The 2,351-nt window shown below is 60.7% G+C and carries 2 protein-coding genes; both read left to right on the top strand.

Features of this window, described 5'->3' with window-relative positions:
• Nucleotides 1–245 precede the first annotated feature (245 nt).
• The gene (locus tag EEB11_RS19180) at nucleotides 246–1,433 is read left to right on the top strand and encodes an aminotransferase-like domain-containing protein (RefSeq protein WP_135434187.1); all 1,188 of its coding nucleotides are present in this window, start codon (nucleotides 246–248) and stop codon (nucleotides 1,431–1,433) included.
• Between the two features lie 12 nt (nucleotides 1,434–1,445).
• A complete protein-coding gene (locus EEB11_RS19175) occupies nucleotides 1,446–2,114 on the top strand; it encodes an RraA family protein (RefSeq protein ID WP_135434185.1) in 669 nt (222 codons plus the stop codon).
• Nucleotides 2,115–2,351 lie beyond the last annotated feature (237 nt).

Raw genomic sequence — 2,351 nt, 5'->3', positions numbered from 1 at the left:
CACATCGATGCCGTCGGGGGGCGGTCACATCATCAGAGCCCTTCGAATGCGGCAATGCCGTATCCCTGAATCGGCCAGAGTGTCTTGCTTAAACACCTCTTCATGGGCAAATCTTGGAAGGGTAGGCAAGGTGCCAAAGCTGGTCCAACCTTTATGAAGCGTTTCAGGCAGAGCGGCATCCGCTGCTTGCAGCGGCTTGCTTATTCGTGTCAGCTGAGTCTAACAAAATTCAGGACCCCAACCAAATGCCAACCAGATACGCGCAACGAATGGCAAAGGTTCAGCCCTCGGCCATTGGTGAGTTGTTGGCTTTGGGCGCGGATCCTTCGATCATCTCTTTTGGCGGCGGCTATCCCGATGCAACGCTGTTCCCAGCGGCACAGTTGGACGCCGTTTTTCACGAGATTATCCAAAAACCCGGCGGAGCCTCGATGCAATACGCCCCCTCCAACGGCCTGCCGCGTCTGCGCGACCAGATCGCGGGGCTGATGACGGCGGATGGTATGTCCTGCACCGCGGACGATGTCCTGATCCTGCAAGGGTCGCAGCAGGGGCTTGATTTTGCGGCACGAATGCTGATTGACCCCGGCGATGTGATCATCACCGAAGACCCTACCTTTCTGGGCGCGCTGATCGCGTTTGAGCCCAGCCAACCGCGCTATGCCGTCGTTCCGGTCGATGCCGAGGGCATGCAGACGGATCGTCTGGAGGCGATCCTGACTGCCAACCCTCGGGCGAAGATGATCTACACCGTGCCGGATTTCCAGAACCCGACCGGCGTGACCCTGTCTTTGGCGCGGCGCAAGCAATTGATTGCGCTGGCCAATCGTTATGATCTTATCGTTCTGGAGGATACGCCCTACCGCCATATCCGCTTTACTGGTGAGAACTTGCCGACACTCAAATCGCTGGATACCGAAGGTCGGGTCATCCATCTGTGCAGCTTCTCGAAAGTGTTGGTGCCCGGTCTGCGGATCGGTTGGGCTGTGGCCTCGCCAGATATTCTTGCTTGCATGGGGCTCTTGAAGGTCGCCGCTGATACGCAGACCTCGACCCTGAACATGGCCGCCGCCAGCCTGTTTCTGGACCGCTATGACCTTGCGGCCCATATTGCCACCCTGCGTGCGGCTTATTCGGCCAAGAAAGAGGCGATGCTGGACGCGATCCGCCAGCATCTTCCACAAGACATCACCGCCACCGACCCCGAGGGCGGGCTATTCACTTGGCTTACCTTTTCCGAGGGCTTCGATACCACGGACTTCATGCGCCGCGTGGCCTTGCCGCAAGCACGGGTGGCCTATGTGCCGGGGGCGACTTTCTTTCCCCTGACCCCGCGCGCCAATCATGCCCGGCTGAATTTCTCATCCCCGTCGCTGGACGCCATCCGGACCGGGATTGCCGCTTTGGGCAAAGCTCTGTACGCCAACCACTGACCCCGAGGTTCCATGCCAGTCACGTTGCACACCCCCGCTTTTGAACTGACCGCGGCCGAGATCGACCGCTGGAGCGCCATTCCCGTGGCGATTGCCGTTGATCTGGTCTGCGAGGCGGGGCAGATCGACCCCGCCCTTCGCCCCTTGCGCCCAGCTGGGCAGCAGCCAAGGCTTTTTGGTCAGGCCGTCACCGTCCGCTGCGAAGCCCCCGATTTCGGCGCGGTCTTGCTGGCGCTGGACGTAATCGAGCGCGGCCAGGTTCTGGTGATCGACGCGGGCGGATACCGAGAGGCCGCCATGATCGGCGACATCTTGTCCGGGCATTTGCGCGCAAAGGGAGCAGCCGGCCTTATCTGCGACGGTGCTGTGCGCGACTTGGGAACAGTCGGGGGTTGGGATGATTTCCCGGTCTTTGCGCGCTGGATCAATCCGCGCGGGCCCACAGGGGCAGATCGTGGCGCCATCAACCTGCCCGTCACGATCGGCGGAACCAGCGTTGCCCCCGGTGATCTGATGATCGGCGACGATGACGGTCTGGTGTCGCTGTCGCCGATACAAGTCAGAACCCTTATCGCCGATGCCGAAGCCAAACTCACGCGCGAGACCACTTGGACCAAGGCTCTGGCCGCCGGGAAATCAGCGGCCGAAGTCTTTGGCCTTGCAGCGCCGATCCGGGGCTGAGGTTTCCGCACGGTCGAATCCCGGCTTCGTTCTGGGCCTTCGGTCCAAACGGCGCGTCTCGACCCACAGTCAGATCGAGCCCAAGCGTCATCCAACAAAGCCCTCTGCGCCTTTGGACTCTATGCATCCGACCAAGGTCTAGGCAACGCTCTCTATCCAACACCAGAGCGAACAAAGCACATCGTGCCCGGCCCTTAGCAGTCTCTCAGTGAACTTCGTGATTTCACGGCTTGCTCT

Source organism: Pseudotabrizicola sediminis (genome assembly GCF_004745575.1).
GTDB classification, from domain to species: Bacteria; Pseudomonadota; Alphaproteobacteria; order Rhodobacterales; family Rhodobacteraceae; genus Pseudotabrizicola; species Pseudotabrizicola sediminis.
The sequence above is the reverse complement of the archived record's forward strand: the minus strand, read 5'-3'. Positions and strand labels throughout refer to the sequence as shown.